2 protein-coding genes are annotated in these 1,336 nt (G+C 44.8%); both read right to left on the bottom strand.

Translation table 11 applies throughout. The annotated features are described in order from the left end of the window. Positions 1-230, bottom strand: a 230-nt coding sequence (locus R7M72_RS24840) for a TyeA family type III secretion system gatekeeper subunit (protein WP_318056429.1), incomplete at its 3' end; no start/stop codon positions are given. Further along, positions 211-1,104, bottom strand: coding sequence for a SctW family type III secretion system gatekeeper subunit VopN (gene vopN, locus R7M72_RS24835; protein ID WP_005464652.1), 894 nt, complete (start codon positions 1,102-1,104; stop codon positions 211-213). The genes vopN and R7M72_RS24840, both read right to left, overlap by 20 nt. Between the last annotated feature and the right edge of the window lie 232 nt (positions 1,105-1,336).

Raw genomic sequence — 1,336 nt, 5'->3', positions numbered from 1 at the left:
AGCGCCTTTTGTGCGGCTTGTATTAGGTTTTGTCTCTGTTCGTCGTCAGCAAATACATCAACGGGGATGTGTCGTATCAACTTGTGCAGCTCTCGAAAAAAATCGATTTTCTGTTCTATTGCCACCAACTCCATTGATGTTGCGATCTTCCAAATCTCTTCACTGCTGACCCAACGTTGCTCGACCAGAGCAATTACGTCTGCCATCAAATCAGAAGCCTGATAAGCCATGACTCATCCTTTCTGGTTTGAACATTTGAAATAGCCGCCCTACCTGATCTTGCAAGGTGTTTAACGTTTTGAGTTTTTGCATGTCGGACATCAGCAGTTGCAATTTGACGGAGTCAATGTTGCTGCCTTGAACGCTAAGGTCGGCGCTCATGCCTTGCAGCATGAAGTCCACCGCAGTAGAGACTTCTTGCTCACCAAAACGCTCGACAACATCCTGATATGCAGAGCCAAGCCCTTGATAGCTGTGTACCGTATCGCGGTAAAAGCCGCGCAATTGGTGCAGAGAGCTGAACTCTTGCTCTTTGCTAAACTCATCAGCGAAATGAGAAACACGGATTTCGGTGTCGATTTGCGACCAAGAATCCGGGTTCTGCTCGATTTTCAAGATCGCTTGGTCAATCAGCGCCAATAAGTGTTTGCTTTCCGGATTGGCTGATAAGTATTTCTTCACCGCTTTTAGAGCTAAGTATTGGTGGCTTTTTTCTTCCGAAAACCCGTTCAAATACGCTTGAAGCTGAGCGATGGTCGAAATGTTGCCACCCGCCATTTTGGCCGCAAGATCTTTGATTTTTTGGTTTTTCTCTAGATCGGGCACCTTTCTGAGGTAATCAGAAACCAGCTCGTGTGCTTCGTTAACGCGAACGCCACCGTCTTTTATTTTGCGTTTGGTGAGATCTTTTTCTGCTTTTTCGGAGCCAAGTGATGTGAGCTCTTCCATCGCGTCAAAAAGCGATTGAGTGGCGTTGTGAACGCGCACTGTCTCACCTCGATAACTGCCTTTTACGGCACTATCTGCGCGAGACGATTCCAATCCATTTCGGACCGATGCATCAAACTTGGTGTTGGTTGCTATCTGACTATTGATAATGCTCATTCACTTGCACTCCTTTCGTACAATACAAGCGAATTATATGAAGTGCGTTTTTATCAGGCTGTCAAAATCAGACGTGTTTTTTTAGGGCGTTTTCAGTTTTCTAAAAACTCCCGACCAATATTCACTATAAATACCAACCCATCCTTTCTATTCTCCCAGCATCAATCATTGCGCATATTTTTTACATTGAACGATTTCTCATAGATTACCGTTATTCAGCAATCTGCGATCA

This window comes from Vibrio sp. YT-18, from assembly GCF_033337345.1.
GTDB classification, from domain to species: Bacteria; Pseudomonadota; Gammaproteobacteria; order Enterobacterales; family Vibrionaceae; genus Vibrio; species Vibrio alginolyticus.
The sequence above is the reverse complement of the archived record's forward strand: the minus strand, read 5'-3'. Positions and strand labels throughout refer to the sequence as shown.

What these genes read in the sequence shown, in the direction of transcription:
- vopN (WP_005464652.1), bottom strand. Translation starts at nt 1,104, where the DNA reads ATGAGCATTATCAATAGTCAGATAGCAACCAACACCAAGTTTGATGCA.